Below are 16,985 nucleotides of genomic sequence, written 5' to 3' on the forward strand. Positions count from 1 at the left end.
CTGCTTATTTTTTTTATAACACACCCCAACCATCCCCTTGCCCACTACACCCACCCTTTCGTCCGAGGGTCGTCCGCCAACTACCGCCCCAAAAACGGGCGGGGGCGGGGACATTTGCCGCACCCGGCCCCACGCCGTTGGATCTACGCCTTAGTTCGCGGCGGCCTTGTCACGGGCCTTGCGACGCGACAGGTCGCGCGCACGCAGGTTGGAGTCGAGCACGAGCTTGCGCACGCGGATCACCTCGGGGGTGACCTCCACGCACTCGTCCTCGGTGCAGAACTCCATCGCGAGCTCGAGGTCGAGCTGCAGCGGCTTGGCCATGGTCTCGAAGGTGTCCGCGTTGGCGCTGCGCATGTTGGTCAGCTTCTTCTCGCGGGTCACGTTGATATCGAGATCCTCGGCGCGCGGGTTGATGCCCACGACCATGCCCTCGTAGGTGTCGGCACCCGGCTCGACGAAGAACTGACCACGGTCGGCCAGCTGGATCATCGCGAACGGGGTGACGGTGCCGGCGCGGTCGGACACCAGCGAACCGGTGTGGCGGCCGCGGATCTCACCGGCCCACGGCGCGTAACCGTGCGCGACGGCGTTGGCGATGCCGGTGCCGCGGGTATCGGTGAGGAACACGGTGCGGAAGCCGATCAGGCCACGCGAGGGCACGATGAACTCCATGCGCACCCAACCGGCGGCGTGGTTGCTCATCTGCACCATCTTGCCCTTGCGGGCGGCCAGCAGCTGGGTGACAGCACCCAGGTACTCGTCGGGGCAGTCGATGGTCAGCTCTTCGAACGGCTCGTGGGTCTTGCCGTCGACCTGCTTGGTGACCACCTGCGGTTTGCCGACGGTCAGCTCGAAGCCTTCGCGACGCATCTGCTCGACAAGGATGGCCAGCGCCAGCTCACCACGACCCTGCACCTCCCAGGCGTCGGGACGGCCGATGTCGAGCACGCGCAGCGACACGTTGCCGATCAGTTCCTGATCCAGGCGCGACTTGAGCATGCGAGCGGTCAGCTTGTGGCCCTGCACCCGGCCGACCAGCGGCGAGGTGTTGGTGCCGATGACCACCGAGATGGCGGGCTCGTCGACGGTGATGCGCGGCAGCGCGACCGGGTTGTCCGGGTCGGCGAGGGTGTCGCCGATCATGATGTCGGGGATACCGGCGATGGCGACGATGTCACCGGCCTCGGCGACCTCGCCGGGCTGACGCTCGACACCGATGGTCTGCAGCAGCTCGGTGATCTTGACCGTCTTGGCGCCGTCGGCGTTGATCCAGGTGACGTTCTGACCCTTGCGCAGCTCACCGGCGTAGATGCGGACCAGGGCCAGACGGCCGAGGAACGCGGACGCGTCGAGGTTGGTGACGTGGGCCTGCAGCGGCGCGTCCTTGTTGCTCTTCGGTGCCGGGATGTACTCCATCAGCACGTCGAACAGGGCGTCGAGGTTCTCGGCGTCGGGAGCGGCGCCGTTCTCGGGAGCGGTCTTGGACGCCTTGCCCTCACGGCCCGAGGCGTAGAGAACCGGCAGGTCCAGGGCGAGCTCGGCGGCTTCGGCGGCCTCGTCGTCCAGGTCCGACGCCAGGTCGAGCAGCAGGTCGTGCGACTCGGAGACGACCTCGGCGATGCGGGCATCGGGACGGTCGGTCTTGTTCACGACCAGGATGACCGGCAGCTTGGCGGCAAGCGCCTTGCGCAGCACGAAACGGGTCTGGGGCAGCGGGCCCTCGGACGCGTCCACGAGCAGCACGACGCCGTCGACCATGGAAAGGCCGCGCTCGACCTCGCCACCGAAGTCGGCGTGGCCGGGGGTGTCGATGACATTGATGACGGTCAGAGAACCGTCGGGATTGTGGCGATGAACTGCGGTGTTCTTCGCGAGAATGGTGATGCCCTTCTCGCGCTCGAGATCACCGGAGTCCATGACTCGGTCGACCAGTTCTGCTCGCTCCGCGAACGCGCCCGACTGACGAAGCATGGCGTCGACCAGCGTCGTCTTGCCGTGGTCGACGTGGGCCACGATGGCGACGTTGCGAAAATCGCGTGAAGACGACACGCCTGGATCCTCCTGCTGTTGGGGTATTTGGCGCGCATTCATCTGGCATCGCGGCCTTGTGTAGCTTACCGGTACCGAAGCGGCACCCTCGTGTCAGGCTTTGTACTTAGGCTACGCTAAGTCACTATGGGCAAGGTGAAGGCGAAGAAGGTCTCGAGCCTGAAGCCGAAGAAAAAGTGCTGCAGGAAGAAGACTCGCTGCTTCAAATGCCCGGTCGTCATCATGCGAATGAAGAAGGCCGAAGCCGCCGGAATATGCGGCAAAGATCTCAAAAAAGCTTTGAAGGCGGCGCGCGTCAAGTAGGGCAGGCGTACAAACGAGTCATGGGTACTCCGAAGCTTTCCGCGCCCGAACTCACCATCGCACTGGGCACGTTGCCGCAGTGGTCACGCGAGGGTGACTCGATCACTCGAACGGTCAAGGCACCCAGCTTCCTCGACGGAATCGCGTTGGTACGCAAGGTCGCTGCCGCCGCAGAGGCTGCCGATCATCATCCCGATATCGATATCCGTTGGCGCACACTGCGTTTCGTGTTGAGCACGCATTCCGAAGGCGGGCTCACCGCACTGGATACGGCCATGGCGCACACCATCGACGAACTCGTCGACAAGGCGTTCTAACTCGCCGCGATCCCGGCCGCGCGACGGCCGGGAAGGTGCGCGACCAGCGTGTCGCGGCCGCGCCAGATCAACCACACCAGCAGCACGAACACGCCGATCACATCGACCGCGCCCAGCCACGCCAGCGGCCACGGACGCGGGATGGTCCAGATGTCGGGCTGGGCGAACGACAGCACCCACGGCACGCCGACCAGCATCGTCACCACCCAGAACCCCGCCAGCAGGCGCGCGACCCGCTCGTCGCGCAGCGGCCCGTACAGCAGCCACAGCACGGTCGGGATCAGCCACACCCAGTGGTGTGACCAGGAGATCGGCGAGATCATCAGGCCGAACAGCTGCACCAGCACCAGCGTGCCGAGGCGATCATCGGGGCCCAGGGTTCGCCAGGCGAGCAACGTCAGCACGACGGTGACCAGCACCGCGGCGATCCACCACGGACCCGACTGCACGTCGTGTCCGAGGATGCGGCTCAGCGCGCCGCGCAGCGACTGGTTCCAGACCGAGGCCACCGGGCCGATCCGGTCGGCGTCACCGAGCAGGGTGCCGAAATAGCGCTTCGCCTCGTGCGCGTTGATGAGAAAGCTCACAGCCACGGTCAGCCCGAAGGCCGCCGCCGACCACAGCACCGTGGCCCACCGGCGGCGCGCCACGAAGTACAGGCCGGTGATGGCCGGGGTCAGTTTGATGCCGGCGATCACGCCGACCAGCGTGCCCGAGATCCACCAGCGCGCGCTGCGCACGGCCAGCATCGCGCCGAACACCAGGAAGACGTTGACCTGCCCGTAGTCGATGGTGGTGCGCACCGGCTCGAGCCACACCCCCAGCGCGGTCCAGCCGACCGCGGCGGTGATCCACGGCGTCTGCTTCGCCTTGTCCGCGCCCAGCAGCAATTCGAAACTGATCCTGATCACGCCGTACAGCGCCGCGACCGTGGCCAGCATCCACCCGATCGCCACGAGCGTGAACGGCAGATAGTGCAGCGGGAAGAACACCAGTGCCGCGAAGGGCGGATAGGTGAACGGCAGCGGGAAGTCCGGGGTGACTTCGGAATAGGTGAAGTCGTAGAGCCGATCGGTGAGCAGCGAGGCCGACCCGTCCACGTACACGTGCAGGTCGACGACATTGAGCCCGTTCGGGGCGAACAGCATCCAGGCCAGCCGGGCCAGCACGGACAGTCCGAGCAGCACGAGAGCCCATCGGAGGTGTCGGTTCAAGGCCAGGCTTTCGGTCGAATGGGTGAGACGTTCGCCTCCGTACTGTAACCAGCCCCCGACCGGCGGCCACGCGCACCGGCCAGCACGACACCATGCGTAACATTTGCATCAACATCCCCAGGTGTAACACCGCGCGGGGCTAGCGTCGACGAACATGGTTTCGGCCGGTGACCGGCTTCGGGCCCGGCGGCTGTACAACACGGCGGCGTTGTCCCTAGAGTGACCCCCGACATTGGGCTCGACAGCTCCCGCCCATCGCACCACCGAGGTTAAGGACGGCCCGACAGTGCTTCGTAGCCGAGGATCGCGGCTCGCGACGACCGCTCTCGCCATCGCGGCAGGCGCCATGCTCGCCGCGCCTGCATCGATTGCCGCACCAGCGCCCGCCCCTCAGGCGGCGGCGATCAGCGTCCCGATGGTGCCCGAGGGCGTCCCGGTCGACGCGCTGGCCGCCTTCGCGCCCGCCGTCGTCGGCCTGGTCGCGGGCCCCGCCGACGTCGCCAGCCCACAGACCGCCCTGCTCGATCAGGCGCGCGTGCTGCTGGCCACCCTGAACCTGCCGCCCGCGATCAAGGCCACCCTCGAGAAGATCATCACCTTCCTCGACGGCAGCGGCGGCGGCGGACCCGAACTCCCGCAGGACGGCCCGGCCATCGCGCAGTTCCTGTACCCGACCATCGGCAAGGGCTGCATCGGCGACGGCGCGGATTCCGTGGGTACCGCCCTCGCGGTCGCCGGTCCGGCGCAGCTGCCTCCGCCCGGTGTCGCGCCCGGTCAGGCCGGTTTCGTGTTCACCGCGCTGGGCACCAAGGCCCCGACCGGTGTGCAGAACCCGCCGATGACGGTGCAGTGGCTCAACCTCGACACCCGCCAGTCGGCGATCCAGACGCTGACCGACGAGGCCAAGATCAACCCCGGCGGTCCGGCCACGCTGTCGGCCGTCGCGAGCACCGGTCACGGCCGGGTCGTGGCCGTGGTGTCGGGTTCGCTGACCACCGCCGCCGAGGGCGCCGCACCGCGTACCTGTACGTTCATGCCGACCCTGGGCTTCTTCACCGTCTAGGAGATAACGCGAACTGAGCCCGATCCGTTTCGACGGGTCGGGCTCAGTCGTTTCACCACTGGCCGTAGTCCGACACCAGGACGTTGTTGAGGTCCACGCCGATGCCGTCGATCGAACGCTTGTCGATTTCGAACTGGTGCAGGTGCGCGGAATCGTGCACGAAACCGCGTGCGGTGCCCCAATTGTGTTGCCAGAACCAGGAACCCAGACCCGCGTCCAAGGCTCGGCCGATGGTCGGGGCGTTGGCGTAGATGCCGACCAGGTCCGGTCCCAGTACCGACTGCCACCCTTCGATGTAGGGGGCGATCATCTCGTAGAACTCGCCTTCGGACGGATTGTCGTCGATGGAGGCGTATATCGGCGCGGTGTCGGGGCCGCCCGCGGCGGTGTGCAACTCCCAGCCTCGTTCTGCGTGCCGCTTGCCCGCCTCCAGTCCCCCGCGCCAGTCCGCGGTGGCGCCCTTGCCGAACTGGTAGTTCGACACGATCGACAACCCGTGCGACCACAGGTCTTCGACCTCGGCGGCCAGCAGCGGCTTGCCTTCCATCCATTCCGCGCCCGGCCGTCGATCCGAGACGTACCGGATCACACCGATGTGCCCCTCGGCCGCGATCGACTCCGCCGACGGCACACCCGCGGCGTAATCGACCATGGTGCCGAAGGATTGGGCGCGGGCGGGCGCGGCGGCGAAACCGGCACCGATCGTGGCCGCGGCGGCGGCGAAGCCGAAGAACTTCCGCCTGGTCACCGGAACAGAACGCATCGCAGGACTCCTTCGCGCAACCCGACCAACCGGTAAGCGTGCCCCGCGCGCCATCTCGCGCGCCGGGAGCCTCAGAACGTGCGCTTATTGCATCACAACCCCAGGCGAACTACCAGAACCAACGGCAACTTTCGCCCCACGAGTCACACGAATCAGGTGGCCCCGTCGATCGCGGCGCCCACGTCGATCGTGCGGCCGGTCGGGTCGGCCAGTTCGGTGCTGACCACCGCCACCACCTGGGCCATGACCTGCTTCTTGATCCCGGCCAGCCGGGCCAGCGTGGCCGCGCGCAGACCCTTCGCGGTGAATTCCATCGAGATGTCCTCGAGCGCGGGCGGCGGCACGTCGATCACGATCAGCAGCGGTTGCGCCGCGCGCGCGGTGAGGACCAGGGGAATCTCCAGGTCGGCGCGGTAGTGGTTGGCCTTGAGCACGTCGACGGTGATGTCGAGCCCGACCGGCAGGACCATATCGAAGATCCGCAGGTCACCGGGCTCGCCAAGGCCCCTGTCGACCACTCGCGGTTGCTCGATCGCGCCGCGCACGGTCACCGTGGCCGCACCGCGCGGACCTTCCGACAGCGGCCCGACCTCGATCGCGCTGCCCGCCATCTGCGCGACCACGCCGTGCACGCGGTCCCTGGTGACGATGGTGGTGAAGAACCGCAGCCCGAATTCGCGGTAGTCGATCCAGTCGAACACCGTGTCGTTGCGATGCGAGGAGCGGTAACCGTCCAGGATCGCCTCGATGTCGAACACCCGCTCCGCGCGGACTTTCGGGTCGCCGACGATCGCGTTGACCCGGTTGGCGACCTCGCGCTGCACCATGCCCGCGATCGGGTCCAACAGCATCTCCCACGCACCGTCGACGGCCTCGGCGCGCAAGGTGAAACTGACGTCCCTGGCGGTCACCGGGGCCACATCGATGATCACCAGCAGCGGCGCGGCGGTGCGGGCGTGCAGGGTCAGGCCGATCTCCACCACGGCGGCCAGTCGCAGTTTGCGCCCGCCCAGCACCAGTTTCACGGCCAGGGTCAGTGGGATCCGCACGCCGAAACTGAGCGCGTCGCCGGGCGTGCGGGTGACCACGGGGGTCCCCAGCGCGCCCTCGGCCTCGAAACCGGCCAATCCGGCGGGCCCCAGCGAGAAGGGGCCGATCGTCACCCCGCGCCCCGTCATGCCCGCCACGGCGGCGGTGATGCGCTGCTCGTTCACCGCGTAGGTGACGAACCGTTCGCCGAAATCGGCGTAATCGATCCACACCGGGTCCCGACGCGCTTTCTCGTCCACGGTCACACGCACATCGACCACGCTACGTGACGGCGGTGACACCTCGGCTGGTGGCACAGCGCCCCCGTCCTGCCGATGAGGGGGAAGCAGGACGGAGGAGCCGGCAACGGCGCTGCCGGGCGCCGCGTGTTCCATGGTACGGGTAGCGGCGTGGTACCGCCGTCCAGGATCTCACCGGTTGTGTTGAGCGACAATCGATTTCAGAATCGTCCGTAACCGACCAGGTCGGCTGTTTCGGCGGGGGTGATGGTGCGAACGCGGACCGTGCCCATCTCGTTGCCGCCGATGGTGGTGATCGTGTCGCCGTCGGCTCTGAGCACGATGTTGGTGTGCTGACCCAGCGGACTGTCGGGTCCGTAGAGGACCACGTCACCGGTGCGCGGGCGATAACCGACCTGCGCCGAGGTGAAGCGGCCCTGCTTGCGGTAGTAGTCCTCCAGCGTGTAGACGCCGGGGATCCGCCAGGAACCGGAGTTGGGGTTGGCCAGCGGCCTGCCCGCCTCGCGCATGGTCCAGCTGACGAAGTCCGCGCACCAGGCCTCCTGGACGCCCTCGGCGTATTTCGGGCCGTCGCCGGGCTGCTCGTATTCGCGACGCAACACGTCCACGAGCACGATCTGCTGTTCGTCGAGACGCTCGCTGTCCAGCGCGGGGAACGGCTCGCCCCAATCGTGTTGCCACCAGACCAGTCCCACCACGACCACCGCCGTGGCCGCCAGCACTCCGGAAATCCCGATGGCCCAGGACGTGCGGCGTCCCGGCCGTTCGGTCTGCAGTTGCGTCATCGCCCCCCACTCTCGTTCGTCCTTCTGCTCTATTGGACGAATCGCGAGGGCTTTCGGTTCCCGATCGAGCACGTGTTTTTCCGAAGCGGGAACCGATCACCGGGTGGACCCCTGCGCCATCCGGGTATCGGCCCGCTTCGTGCTCTCGGCGCGCGCCACGCGAGCGCGCGCCGTCCCCTCCGGCGACATCGTCCGCGCGGGTGGTGTCGAACACTTTCCGCTCCGGAACACACTGCTGCGACCTGCACGAAGACCGAAACGCGGTCGGCGAGCAGGAGCCAGGTAGCCCGGCGGTGACCCGCCCGGCTGTGATGAGTTTTGCGAACCCTTTACCCTCGGTCAAGCTAGACGCCTGTCCCAATCTGTACCACCGTCCGAAAGAGGTTGACCGCGTGGAAAACCCGCATCCGCCGATTGCGCGCTACCTGCGCGAACGCCGCGAATCAGCCGGGCTGACCCGTGCCACCCTGAGCGCGATGGCGGGCATCTCCCCCGGGCTGATCCAGAAGATCGAGCAGGGAACCCGCACGCCGACGCTGGAGGCGTTGACCGCGCTGTTCGACGCGTTGGAAGTACCCGACCTGTTCCGTGATCACCTGGTCGCGCTGTCGCTGTCGGATCGCTACGACAGCCCCGCCCCCGCGACCACGATCGAGGTGCCCGCCGTCGACCGCGTGCTGCTGGACGCGATCCCCTACCCCGCGAGCCTGCAGGACTACTCCACCTTCGACATCCTGGCCGCCAACACCGCGTGGGAACACTATTTCCCCGGCCTGCACCCCGGCACGACCCTGCTCGAGTGGATGCTGCTGGATCCGCGGGCGCGCACGGTGATGATCGACTGGGACATCCAGGTTCACCTGTGCGTCTACGGGTTTCGCGTGATGAGTCCCGGTGTGGTGCCGCAGGCTCGGATCGACGAACTCGTCGCGGCCTGCTCGCAGGCGCCGGAGTGGACGCGGTTCTGGACCACCGAGCCCGACGCCCCGACCCATCTGGACCGCCCGGTGCAGCGGATCCTCGATCCCGATACGGGCGAGTCGGTCACGATGATCATGCACGCGCTGGAACCGATGATTCCTCGTCGCGACTGGGCGTTGGTCGTGTTCTGTCCGTCGCCCGACGAGATCTAGGCGCCGGCCTGGTCGCGCTTGCGCAGCGGAATGCAGGCGGTGAGCACGATCGCGACCAGCGCGCCGGTCATCGCGATGAAGAACGCGGTGTGGAAACCCTCGCGCGAGGGCAGCACGTGCGGGCCCAGTTGCATGGTCATGTGCGCCAGCACCACGCTCATCACCGCCGCCGAGGTGGAGGTGCCGATCGAGCGCATCAGCGAGTTCAGACCGTTGGCGGCGGCGGTTTCGGTGATCGGCACCGCGCCCATGATCAGCGCGGGCATGGCGGCGTAGGCAAGACCCACACCACCGGCCACGATCATCGCCGACATCATGATCTGCCAGACGCTGTCGGTCAGCACCAGCGCGCACAGATACCCGGCCGCGATCACCGTCGCGCCCAGACCCAGCGTGAGCTTGGGCCCCTTCTTCGCGGTCAACCGCGCCGAAATCGGCGACAACAGCATCATCACCATGCCGCCCGGCGCCATCGCCAGCCCCGCGACCACCATCGACAGGCCGAAGCCATACCCGGTGGCCTCGGGTGCCATCAGCAGCTGCGGGAACGTCAGCGACATGCCGTACAGCGAGAAACCGACCGCGATCGAGGCCATGTTCGTGAACAGCACGCGCGGTCGCGCGGACACCCGCAGATCCACCAGCGGCGCGGATTGCCGCAGCTCATAGGCACCCCAGCCGAGGAAACTCACCAGCGACACCGCGAACAGTCCCAAGATCGAACCGCTGGTCCAACCCCAATCCACACCCTTGGTGATGCCGATCAGCAGTGTCATCAACGCGATCGACAACCCGATCGCCCCGCCGAAATCGAACCGCGACGGTGTGCGCACCGGCGATTCGGGCACGAACACGAACACCAGCACCGCGCAGATCACCCCCAATCCGGCCGCGACCCAGAACAGCATGTGCCAGTTCATGTTCTGCGCGATCACGGCCGAGAACGGCATACCGACCGCCCCGCCCACACCCAGCGTCGCGCTCATCACCGCCATCGCGCCGCCGACCTTCTCCGGCGGCAGTTCGTCGCGCATGATGCTGATTCCCAGCGGGATCGCGCCCACCGCGATGCCCTGCAGCGACCGGCCGAGTACTTCGGGCAGCAGCGAGTTCGCGGTCGCGCAGATCACCGAGCCCGCGATCATGAAGCCGACATTGGTGATCAACACGCGACGCTTGCCGAACATGTCGCCCAGGCGCCCGGCGATCGGCGTGGACACCGCGCCCGCCAGCAGCGTCGCGGTGATCACCCAGGAGGCATTGGAGGCTGAGGTGCTCAGCAGGCCCGGCAGCGACGGGATGATCGGCACGACCAGCGTCTGCATGAGCGAGACCACGATGCCGACCGTGCTCAGCACCGCGATGAGCACGGTGGGCGACGGACGTTTCGCTTCGGGGAGGGCCGGCGAAGCGTCGGCGGCAAGTACGGACACGATATGCACAGTACATACGATGTGCATAGTGCACAATTTGATTCAGCGATGGCCCACACGACATAGTTGGCACATGTCCGATTCCGGCCCCGCCGACGACACCCCGTTCGCCCGCCTGGTGTTCGAGCTGAACCTGATCTCACGGCACTACCCCACCACCGTGCGCCGCCGCCCCGGCTTCCTGCTCGACCGGTCGGCGTTCCTGATCCTCACGCGCCTGGACCTGGGCGAACCGCTGAGCCTGCGCGAACTGTCCGAGGCGCTACAACTGGACATCTCCACCATCAACCGCCAGGTCGGCGCGATGCTGAAACAGGAACTGGTGCAACGGGTTCCCGATCCCGACGGCGGCATCGCCCGCAAGATCCAGACCACCGCCGACGGCAAAGCCGCCCTGACCGCGGACCGGCGTCGGCGCAGCAGCGACATCGGCAAGGTCGTGGCGGACTGGGACGACGCCGATCTCACCGAGCTCAGCAGACTGATGCGCAAATTCAACCGGTCGGTGGAGAAGCTCGAGGAAAACCCGTGGCCCAGACCGCCGCACGCCGACAGGTGAGCGCGCTAAGCTGCGCCGCGTGGTCACTTCCCGGTCTACCCGCCCGAGCTGGCTTTCCTGGGACAACTACTTCGTCGGCGTCGGCGGACTGGTTCTCGGCCTGTGCTTCGGCACCTGCGCCGCGCTGATCGCCGGACCCGAACACCAGATCGCGGCGATCGCCCTCGGCGTACTCGCCGCGATCTGCGTCCTACCAGCGCTGTTGCGTGCCCTCGGCGAACTCAGCGTGTGGATTCGACTGGCGATCCTGCTGGTCGGTTTCGCCCTGCTGTTGCCCGCGATCCTGGTCAGCGGCGAAGTGCGCGATTGGGCCGCGGAGCGCTGGGAACAGACCTGGAAGTGAACTACATGCGCTGCGGCACCGACAGCAGCATGCGCAGGGTGTTGTGGATGAACTGCGCCGACTGCCACGTCATGTAGGCGGCAGCCGACGGCGCGGCCTCCGCGGAACCCGACGCCGAACCCGTTGCCAGATTGGCAGATCCGGTGGCCGAACCGCTCGCCGAGCCCGAACCGGGAAGTGCCGCAGCGGTTCCCGCCGATCCGAGCAGTCCGATGGCTACTGCCGCCCCCACCACTGCGAGTCTCACGGCGTACGGCTTGGGCGTTTCACGGTCGGCCAACATCAGATGAATCCCACTTCTGTCGAAATGCATTGCGAATGCCCAGTATTCACACGAGAACTCACCGCCAAACCTGAATTGCCGGGATTGCCCGGATATTAGGTTCCAGCGGTGAGTTCGTCGGCTTGCCCGACCCCGAATTTATGGTGCGCCACAGCAGGTCTGCGCGCTAGACCACGATTTTCGGGGCATTGCGTGGGATCGGTCGGTCAGGAGGCGCGCTTGTCCGCACGTTCACGGGCCGCGTCGGCGAGTTCGGCGCTGCGCTCGCGTGCCACGTCGGCGAGTTCGGTACCGCGCTCGCGTGCCACGTCGACCAGCTGCGTGCCCCGCTCGCGGGCAGCTTCGGCCAGCTCCGGCCCTCTCTCCTTGGCAACCTCCGCCAAGTGCGCAGTGCGGGTGCGCGCCGCCTCGGCCACTTCCGGGCCGCGCTCCTTCGCCACCTCGACCAGATGCGCGCTGCGGTTGCGCACCGCCTCGGCCAGCTGCGGCCCCCGTTCCCGCGCGATCTCCGCCAACTGCGACCCACGCTCACTGGCGACCTCCGCCAGGTGCGTGCCCTCCTCGTGCGCGAACTCCGCGATCTGCGCGCCACGCAGCTTCGCCGCCGCCGCGATCGCCGCACCCTCGGCCGCGATGCGCGGTTCCTCCCGCGAGAACGCCCGCCGCGCCCGCCAGCCCAGCGACGGCTTGCCCTCGGTATCGGAGGCCGCGATCATCAACCCGCCCAGCAGCCCCAGGTCCTTCAAGAACCCCACCCGCTTGGCCGCCCTGCGATCCGGATCGTTCTCGGCCCAGAAGTCCTGCTCGGTGACAGTCCCCGGCACCACGGTCGCGGCCAGCAACACCGCCGCGGGCCGCGGGGCGCGCCCACTGGCCAGCAACAACCCACCGGCCACCTGCGCCGCGGAGTTGATCTTCACGAACTGACTCGGATCGTCGGGCACCCGCGCCGCCAGCGCGTCGGGCAGTCCCGTCCTGCCCTTTTCCGCCAGCGCGTTCGCGGCGGCGGCACGCGGTTTCTGATTCATCAACCCGTTCACCCCGGCGGCCACAAAAGTGGTCCCCAGCAGCGCGCGAGCAATGCGTCGAACAGGCTTGATCGGCATCGTCGATCCCTTCGTGTCTACGACTGGGAAAACGGCATCCCTACATTCGACTACCCGGGTCTCACGATGACAAACGATGGACGAAACCGGGCATGCCCTGTCCAGTGACTAGTGTCGATCAGGTGCCCGACCACACCGTCCAAGCCGCCTATTCCGCCATCCACACCCTGTACACAGACCTGTTCGGCTCCCCCGATTCCCTCGCCCCCGAAGACACCACCTTCGCCCTCACCCACCTCTCCCCCGGACCGGTCCTGGACCTGGGCTGCGGCCCCGGCCACTTCACCAAATTCCTCACCGACGCCGGCATCCCCACCACCGGCATCGACATAGTCCCCGAATTCATCACCCACGCCCGCACCACCTACCCCGACATCCCCTTCGAACTCGGCTCCCTCCGCACCCTCACCGCCCCCACCGAATCGATCCCCGCCATCCTCGCGTGGTTCTCCCTGATCCACCTCACCCCCACCGAACTCCCCACCGTCCTCACCGAATTCCACCGCGTCCTGACCCCCGGCGGCCGCCTGGTAGTCGGCTACTTCGAATCCCCCGACACCATCGACCCCTTCCCCCACAAAGTAACCACCGCCTACCGCTGGCCCACCGACACGCTCACCGAAGTCGTCACCGAAGCAGGCTTCACCGCACTTGCCCACCTCCACCACCCAGCCTCAGGCAACGTCCGACCCAGTTCCGCACTGGCCGTGATGAAGTCACAATGACCTGTCATGACGATTCCACCGCACGGCACATCTAGAGTCGCCCTATGGGCAATAGATTCGGCGCACGAACGCTCGGCGTGGAAGTCAACATGAACAACGGCAGCACCGACGTCTTCTGTGATGTGATCGCCCTGGCAGGTTCCCCCCTCGCACGAACCACCTGGCAACAGAATCTGGTCCTGCATTTCTGCGACACGTCCCGAGCATCCCGAGGCTTCGCGGGCTTCGACCTGGACGACCTGCCATGGACCGCCGACCACCGAGCCGAACAGGACTTTTTCCTAGACCTCCTCGATCGCGCCACCGCCCGCACCGCCTGGCACCACCTGACCTACACCCCCGCCATCGACCACCACCTAGCCGCCTTCACCCACCTGCTCACCGCCTTCAGACCCACCCCGACACCCCCATCCCCACTGGGCGACTGGACTACCCCACCGAACCCGAGCTCCCTCGAACTGTGCACCCACCACCCGGTTTTTCACGGCTACTACCGATGCCGCCTGTGCGACACCAGCATCCAACCCGCCTGACGTAGCCGCCGCATCCGCCTTTCGACGCAGGAGGCGGAAAGCCATGCCAGACATACCGATCCGCCCCGTATCCCCGAATCGAGGAATTCGACCTAGTCGCCGGTCGACTCGAGCAACAGCTTCAGCCTGCGGTCGTCACGGTCGATGTCGCGAATAAGAATTCGCCGGAGCAACGGCTCGAAGAATCGCAACAGTCCCGACGGTCGCATCTCGAGGTGCGAGACCAGTCGCGTACTGCCGTCGGGCAGGCTTGCGACATCGTAGGAGCCGCGCCCGGCGATCGAACCGTCGTCGAATTCGAAGGCGACGTGGCGGCCCTCGTCGTATTCGACGAACCGACTGCGTGACTTGATCACTCGCCCGGCGAATCGACGGTGGAACTCGTGTTCGGTACCGACCCCGAGCGGCAGGTCACCGATGCGCGTCACCTTGTCCAGCCCACCCTGCCAGCACGGTGCGTTGGTCTGATCGGCCACCAGCGCAAACACCTCGTCGGCAGGCCGAGCAACATCAAGCGTGCGTTCGATGCTGATCACTGTTGAAGTATCGACCGACTTCCGACCGGACTCAAGACCTCATCAGGCCAGGTCGACTCCCGTGGGTACTTCGCTCAGCCTCAGGCGAAGCGAACTACACGTTGAAGCGGAAGTCGCAGACGTCGCCGTCGTGCATGACGTACTCCTTGCCCTCCATGCGGACCTTGCCCGCGGCCTTGGCAGCAGCCATGGAGCCCGCTTCGACCAGGTCGTCGAAGGCGACGAGTTCGACCTTGATGAAGCCGCGTTCGAAGTCGGTGTGGATGACGCCTGCGGCCTTGGGGGCGGTGTCGCCCTGGTGGATGGTCCAGGCTCGGGATTCCTTGGGGCCTGCGGTGAGGTAGGTCTGCAGGCCGAGGGTGTGGAAGCCGGCGCGGGCCAGGGCGTGCAGGCCGGGTTCGGTTTGGCCGATGGACTCGAGGAGTTCCAGGGCGGATTCGTCGTCGAGTTCGAGCAGTTCTGCTTCGACCTTGGCGTCGAGGAACACGGCGTCGGCGGGGGCGACGGAGGCCTTCAACTCGGCGATCTTGGCCTCGTCGGTGAGCACGGATTCGTCGGCGTTGAAGACGTAGAGGAACGGCTTGATGGTGAGCAGGGACAGCTCACGCAGCAGGTCGGCGTCGATCTTCTTGCCCGCGGCGAACAGGGTGGTGCCCTCGTTGAGGAAACCCTCGGCGACCTTCGCGGCATCGAGGAGCGGCTTGCGATCCTTCTTGACGCGCGCTTCCTTCTCGAGGCGCGGGATGGCCTTCTCGAGGGTCTGCAGGTCTGCGAGGATGAGCTCGGTTTCGATGACCTCGATGTCGGCGGCGGCGTCGACCCGGCCGTCGACGTGGATCACGTCGTCGTCGGCGAACACGCGCACGACCTGGCAGATCGCGTCGGCCTCACGGATGTTGGCGAGGAACTTGTTGCCGAGCCCCGCACCTTCGGAGGCGCCCTTGACGATGCCGGCGATGTCGACGAACGACACCACCGCGGGCACGGTCTTCTCGGAACCGAAGATCTCGGCGAGCTTGTCCAGGCGCGGGTCGGGCAGCGGCACGACGCCGACGTTGGGCTCGATGGTCGCGAACGGATAGTTCGCGGCCAGCACGTCGTTCTTGGTCAGCGCATTGAACAGCGTCGACTTTCCGACGTTGGGCAGGCCGACGATTCCAAGGGTGAGGCTCACGAGAAAGAAAGTCTACGCGCTATCCCCCGCCCCTCCCCGACCCCCCGACCTGGTCGATTGATAACAACCCACTCATCGAGGGGTTTTATCACCCCGATCTCAGCGTGGCTTTTTCGACTATTACCCTGGTTGAGAGCGTGTTGATCGACTGTCCATCAGGGGACCAGGACGACCTTGCCCAGGTTGGCGCGTTGTTCGATGACGGCGTGGGCTTCGGCGGCTTGGTCCAGGGGGAATTGGGCGTGGACTGTGGGGTGTAGCAGGCCTGAGGCGTAGTACTGCCAGACCTCTTGGCGGACGTCTTCGTAGCGGGCGGGGTCGCGTTGGGCGAGGCGGCCGATGCGGAAGCCGGTGAGGGTTTTGCCGCCGGACAGGAGGGCTTCGGTGTCGATGAGGCCGGTGCCGGTGCCGTAGGTGACGGCGCGGCCGCCTTCGGACAGGGCTGCGAGGGTGCCGTCCAGGTCGGTGCCGCCGACGCCGTCGAGGGCGTAGTCGGCTTGCTTGCCGCAGTGCAGTTGGTCGTAGGTGAAGACCTCGTCGGCGCCCAGTTCGCGCACGAAGTCGATCTTCGATTCGTCGGAGACCGCGCCGACCACCCAGCTCGCGCCGCGCACGCGGGCCAGCTGCACCGCGAGGTGGCCGACACCGCCCGCCGCGGCGGTGACCAGGGCGGTTTCGCCCTCGCGCGGGGCGGCGGTGTCGAGGGCGCCGAGGGCGACGAGACCGCTGCGCATCAGGGCGACGGCGTCGACGGCGGAGGCACCGTCGGGGATGGCGGAGGCCTGGTCGACGGCGAGCACCACGTATTCGGCATAGGCGTCGGACGTGCACAGCCCGACCACGCGATACCCGACGACGAACCCGTCCACCCCGTCACCGACGCCGACGACCTCACCGGCGATCTCGGCCCGCACCTGCTCGGCTTCGCCGCTGATCCGCCGGATCGCCGACAGGGTGACCCCGATCGCCTCGACCCGCACCAACAGCTCCCCGACACCGGGCACCGGCACTTGCGCCGCGACGACCTCGAGCGCCTCCGAACCACTGCCGCGCTCGTACTGAACCCGCCGCATGACACCTCCTACATAAGTTGTGCGAAGGCGCCAGATTAACCGGCTGACCTCGCGTTTCCACCTACCCACAACCCGTGAGTGCGAAATCTCACCGCCGCTGTGCCGCGACGGAGAGCACGTTCGTGACGGGATTACCCCGCCACGATGTCGGCGACGCGTGGGTAATCCCACAGCGGTCGTCAGCGAGAGGGCGCAGCTCCGTCCGCCAGGAAGGTCCGCCTACCGGGCATCGACCGCAGAATGGGCTACCGACGCCCCTGGTCGCCGACCCCGTTTCCGGCGTAGCGTTGCCGTATGGAGG

The 16,985-nt window shown here is 67.0% G+C and carries 19 protein-coding genes; 8 read left to right on the top strand and 11 right to left on the bottom strand.

All coding sequences use genetic code 11. The annotated features are described in order from the left end of the window. Positions 1–150: 150 nt before the first annotated feature. Complete coding sequence (gene typA / locus ACFWU5_RS28505) at positions 151–2,052, bottom strand: translational GTPase TypA (RefSeq protein ID WP_379240022.1); 1,902 nt, start codon at positions 2,050–2,052, stop codon at positions 151–153. Positions 2,053–2,178: 126 nt separating this feature from the next. Here typA and ACFWU5_RS28510 point away from each other — a divergent pair, with 126 nt between their 5' ends. Together ACFWU5_RS28510 and ACFWU5_RS28515 are read left to right on the top strand one after the other, a co-directional pair. Beyond that, a complete protein-coding gene (locus ACFWU5_RS28510; RefSeq protein WP_379240021.1) occupies positions 2,179–2,355 on the top strand; it encodes a hypothetical protein in 177 nt (58 codons plus the stop codon). Positions 2,356–2,375: 20 nt separating this feature from the next. After that, positions 2,376–2,672 (top strand): 4a-hydroxytetrahydrobiopterin dehydratase, encoded by a 297-nt coding sequence (locus ACFWU5_RS28515; RefSeq protein WP_379269945.1) that lies wholly within the window; start codon positions 2,376–2,378, stop codon positions 2,670–2,672. Here ACFWU5_RS28515 and ACFWU5_RS28520 read toward each other — a convergent pair. Beyond that, a complete protein-coding gene (locus ACFWU5_RS28520) occupies positions 2,669–3,892 on the bottom strand; it encodes a mannosyltransferase (RefSeq protein WP_379240936.1) in 1,224 nt (407 codons plus the stop codon). The genes ACFWU5_RS28515 and ACFWU5_RS28520 overlap by 4 nt on opposite strands. A gap of 280 nt (positions 3,893–4,172) precedes the next feature. On the opposite strand from ACFWU5_RS28520, the gene ACFWU5_RS28525 reads away from it, so the two are divergent. Further along, on the top strand, positions 4,173–4,949 hold the full coding sequence (locus ACFWU5_RS28525; RefSeq protein ID WP_379269947.1) for a hypothetical protein: 777 nt from the start codon (positions 4,173–4,175) through the stop codon (positions 4,947–4,949). A 52-nt stretch (positions 4,950–5,001) separates the two neighbouring features. On the opposite strand, the gene ACFWU5_RS28530 is transcribed toward ACFWU5_RS28525, so the two are convergent. The 3 genes from ACFWU5_RS28530 to ACFWU5_RS28540 form a co-directional block, all read right to left on the bottom strand. Continuing rightward, positions 5,002–5,712, bottom strand: a complete 711-nt coding sequence (locus tag ACFWU5_RS28530; protein WP_379269949.1) for a DUF1906 domain-containing protein — start codon at positions 5,710–5,712, stop codon at positions 5,002–5,004. Positions 5,713–5,864: 152 nt separating this feature from the next. Further along, positions 5,865–7,013 carry a hypothetical protein gene (locus ACFWU5_RS28535; protein WP_379269950.1) on the bottom strand — a complete coding sequence of 383 codons (1,149 nt, stop codon included), beginning with the start codon at positions 7,011–7,013 and terminating at the stop codon, positions 5,865–5,867. Positions 7,014–7,201: 188 nt separating this feature from the next. Further along, the gene (locus tag ACFWU5_RS28540) at positions 7,202–7,786 is read right to left on the bottom strand and encodes a CHAP domain-containing protein (RefSeq protein WP_379240016.1); all 585 of its coding nucleotides are present in this window, start codon (positions 7,784–7,786) and stop codon (positions 7,202–7,204) included. A 392-nt stretch (positions 7,787–8,178) separates the two neighbouring features. Here ACFWU5_RS28540 and ACFWU5_RS28545 point away from each other — a divergent pair, with 392 nt between their 5' ends. Then, on the top strand, positions 8,179–8,919 hold the full coding sequence (locus ACFWU5_RS28545) for a helix-turn-helix domain-containing protein (RefSeq protein WP_379269952.1): 741 nt from the start codon (positions 8,179–8,181) through the stop codon (positions 8,917–8,919). On the opposite strand, the gene ACFWU5_RS28550 is transcribed toward ACFWU5_RS28545, so the two are convergent. Beyond that, complete coding sequence (locus ACFWU5_RS28550) at positions 8,916–10,352, bottom strand: MFS transporter (protein ID WP_379269954.1); 1,437 nt, start codon at positions 10,350–10,352, stop codon at positions 8,916–8,918. The two genes, ACFWU5_RS28545 and ACFWU5_RS28550, sit on opposite strands and share 4 nt — an antisense overlap. A gap of 73 nt (positions 10,353–10,425) precedes the next feature. On the opposite strand from ACFWU5_RS28550, the gene ACFWU5_RS28555 reads away from it, so the two are divergent. Both ACFWU5_RS28555 and ACFWU5_RS28560 read left to right on the top strand, forming a co-directional pair. Then, positions 10,426–10,911, top strand: coding sequence for a MarR family winged helix-turn-helix transcriptional regulator (locus tag ACFWU5_RS28555; RefSeq protein WP_379240012.1), 486 nt, complete (start codon positions 10,426–10,428; stop codon positions 10,909–10,911). Positions 10,912–10,930: 19 nt separating this feature from the next. Then, positions 10,931–11,254: a hypothetical protein gene (locus tag ACFWU5_RS28560; protein WP_379269956.1), complete on the top strand. Its 324-nt coding sequence runs from the start codon at positions 10,931–10,933 to the stop codon at positions 11,252–11,254. Position 11,255: 1 nt separating this feature from the next. Here the strand turns inward: ACFWU5_RS28560 and ACFWU5_RS28565 are convergent, their stop codons facing one another. Both ACFWU5_RS28565 and ACFWU5_RS28570 read right to left on the bottom strand, forming a co-directional pair. Then, a complete protein-coding gene (locus ACFWU5_RS28565; RefSeq protein ID WP_379240010.1) occupies positions 11,256–11,537 on the bottom strand; it encodes a hypothetical protein in 282 nt (93 codons plus the stop codon). A gap of 206 nt (positions 11,538–11,743) precedes the next feature. Continuing rightward, positions 11,744–12,643 (bottom strand): DoxX family membrane protein, encoded by a 900-nt coding sequence (locus ACFWU5_RS28570; protein ID WP_379240009.1) that lies wholly within the window; start codon positions 12,641–12,643, stop codon positions 11,744–11,746. A 122-nt stretch (positions 12,644–12,765) separates the two neighbouring features. Here ACFWU5_RS28570 and ACFWU5_RS28575 point away from each other — a divergent pair, with 122 nt between their 5' ends. After that, a complete protein-coding gene (locus ACFWU5_RS28575; protein WP_379269957.1) occupies positions 12,766–13,368 on the top strand; it encodes a class I SAM-dependent methyltransferase in 603 nt (200 codons plus the stop codon). A gap of 44 nt (positions 13,369–13,412) precedes the next feature. Next, positions 13,413–13,901 carry a hypothetical protein gene (locus ACFWU5_RS28580; RefSeq protein WP_379240007.1) on the top strand — a complete coding sequence of 163 codons (489 nt, stop codon included), beginning with the start codon at positions 13,413–13,415 and terminating at the stop codon, positions 13,899–13,901. A 92-nt stretch (positions 13,902–13,993) separates the two neighbouring features. Here the strand turns inward: ACFWU5_RS28580 and ACFWU5_RS28585 are convergent, their stop codons facing one another. The 3 genes from ACFWU5_RS28585 to ACFWU5_RS28595 all read right to left on the bottom strand — a co-directional run bounded on the left by ACFWU5_RS28585 (position 13,994) and on the right by ACFWU5_RS28595 (position 16,684). Next, the gene (locus ACFWU5_RS28585; RefSeq protein WP_379269959.1) at positions 13,994–14,437 is read right to left on the bottom strand and encodes an SRPBCC family protein; all 444 of its coding nucleotides are present in this window, start codon (positions 14,435–14,437) and stop codon (positions 13,994–13,996) included. 94 nt (positions 14,438–14,531) lie between these two features. Further along, positions 14,532–15,611, bottom strand: coding sequence for a redox-regulated ATPase YchF (gene ychF / locus ACFWU5_RS28590; RefSeq protein WP_379269961.1), 1,080 nt, complete (start codon positions 15,609–15,611; stop codon positions 14,532–14,534). A gap of 155 nt (positions 15,612–15,766) precedes the next feature. Beyond that, positions 15,767–16,684 carry a zinc-binding alcohol dehydrogenase family protein gene (locus tag ACFWU5_RS28595; protein ID WP_379269962.1) on the bottom strand — a complete coding sequence of 306 codons (918 nt, stop codon included), beginning with the start codon at positions 16,682–16,684 and terminating at the stop codon, positions 15,767–15,769. Positions 16,685–16,985 lie beyond the last annotated feature (301 nt).

The organism is Nocardia sp. NPDC058640 (assembly GCF_042716995.1).
Classification (GTDB): domain Bacteria; phylum Actinomycetota; class Actinomycetes; order Mycobacteriales; family Mycobacteriaceae; genus Nocardia.

Coding starts and splice junctions, on each gene's coding strand:
- ACFWU5_RS28595 (WP_379269962.1), bottom strand. CDS start 16,684: ATGCGGCGGGTTCAGTACGAGCGCGGCAGTGGTTCGGAGGCGCTCGAG.
- ACFWU5_RS28565 (WP_379240010.1), bottom strand. CDS start 11,537: ATGTTGGCCGACCGTGAAACGCCCAAGCCGTACGCCGTGAGACTCGCA.
- ACFWU5_RS28570 (WP_379240009.1), bottom strand. CDS start 12,643: ATGCCGATCAAGCCTGTTCGACGCATTGCTCGCGCGCTGCTGGGGACC.
- ACFWU5_RS28555 (WP_379240012.1), top strand. CDS start 10,426: ATGTCCGATTCCGGCCCCGCCGACGACACCCCGTTCGCCCGCCTGGTG.
- ACFWU5_RS28540 (WP_379240016.1), bottom strand. CDS start 7,786: ATGACGCAACTGCAGACCGAACGGCCGGGACGCCGCACGTCCTGGGCC.
- ACFWU5_RS28580 (WP_379240007.1), top strand. CDS start 13,413: ATGGGCAATAGATTCGGCGCACGAACGCTCGGCGTGGAAGTCAACATG.
- ACFWU5_RS28515 (WP_379269945.1), top strand. CDS start 2,376: ATGGGTACTCCGAAGCTTTCCGCGCCCGAACTCACCATCGCACTGGGC.
- ACFWU5_RS28510 (WP_379240021.1), top strand. CDS start 2,179: ATGGGCAAGGTGAAGGCGAAGAAGGTCTCGAGCCTGAAGCCGAAGAAA.
- ACFWU5_RS28530 (WP_379269949.1), bottom strand. CDS start 5,712: ATGCGTTCTGTTCCGGTGACCAGGCGGAAGTTCTTCGGCTTCGCCGCC.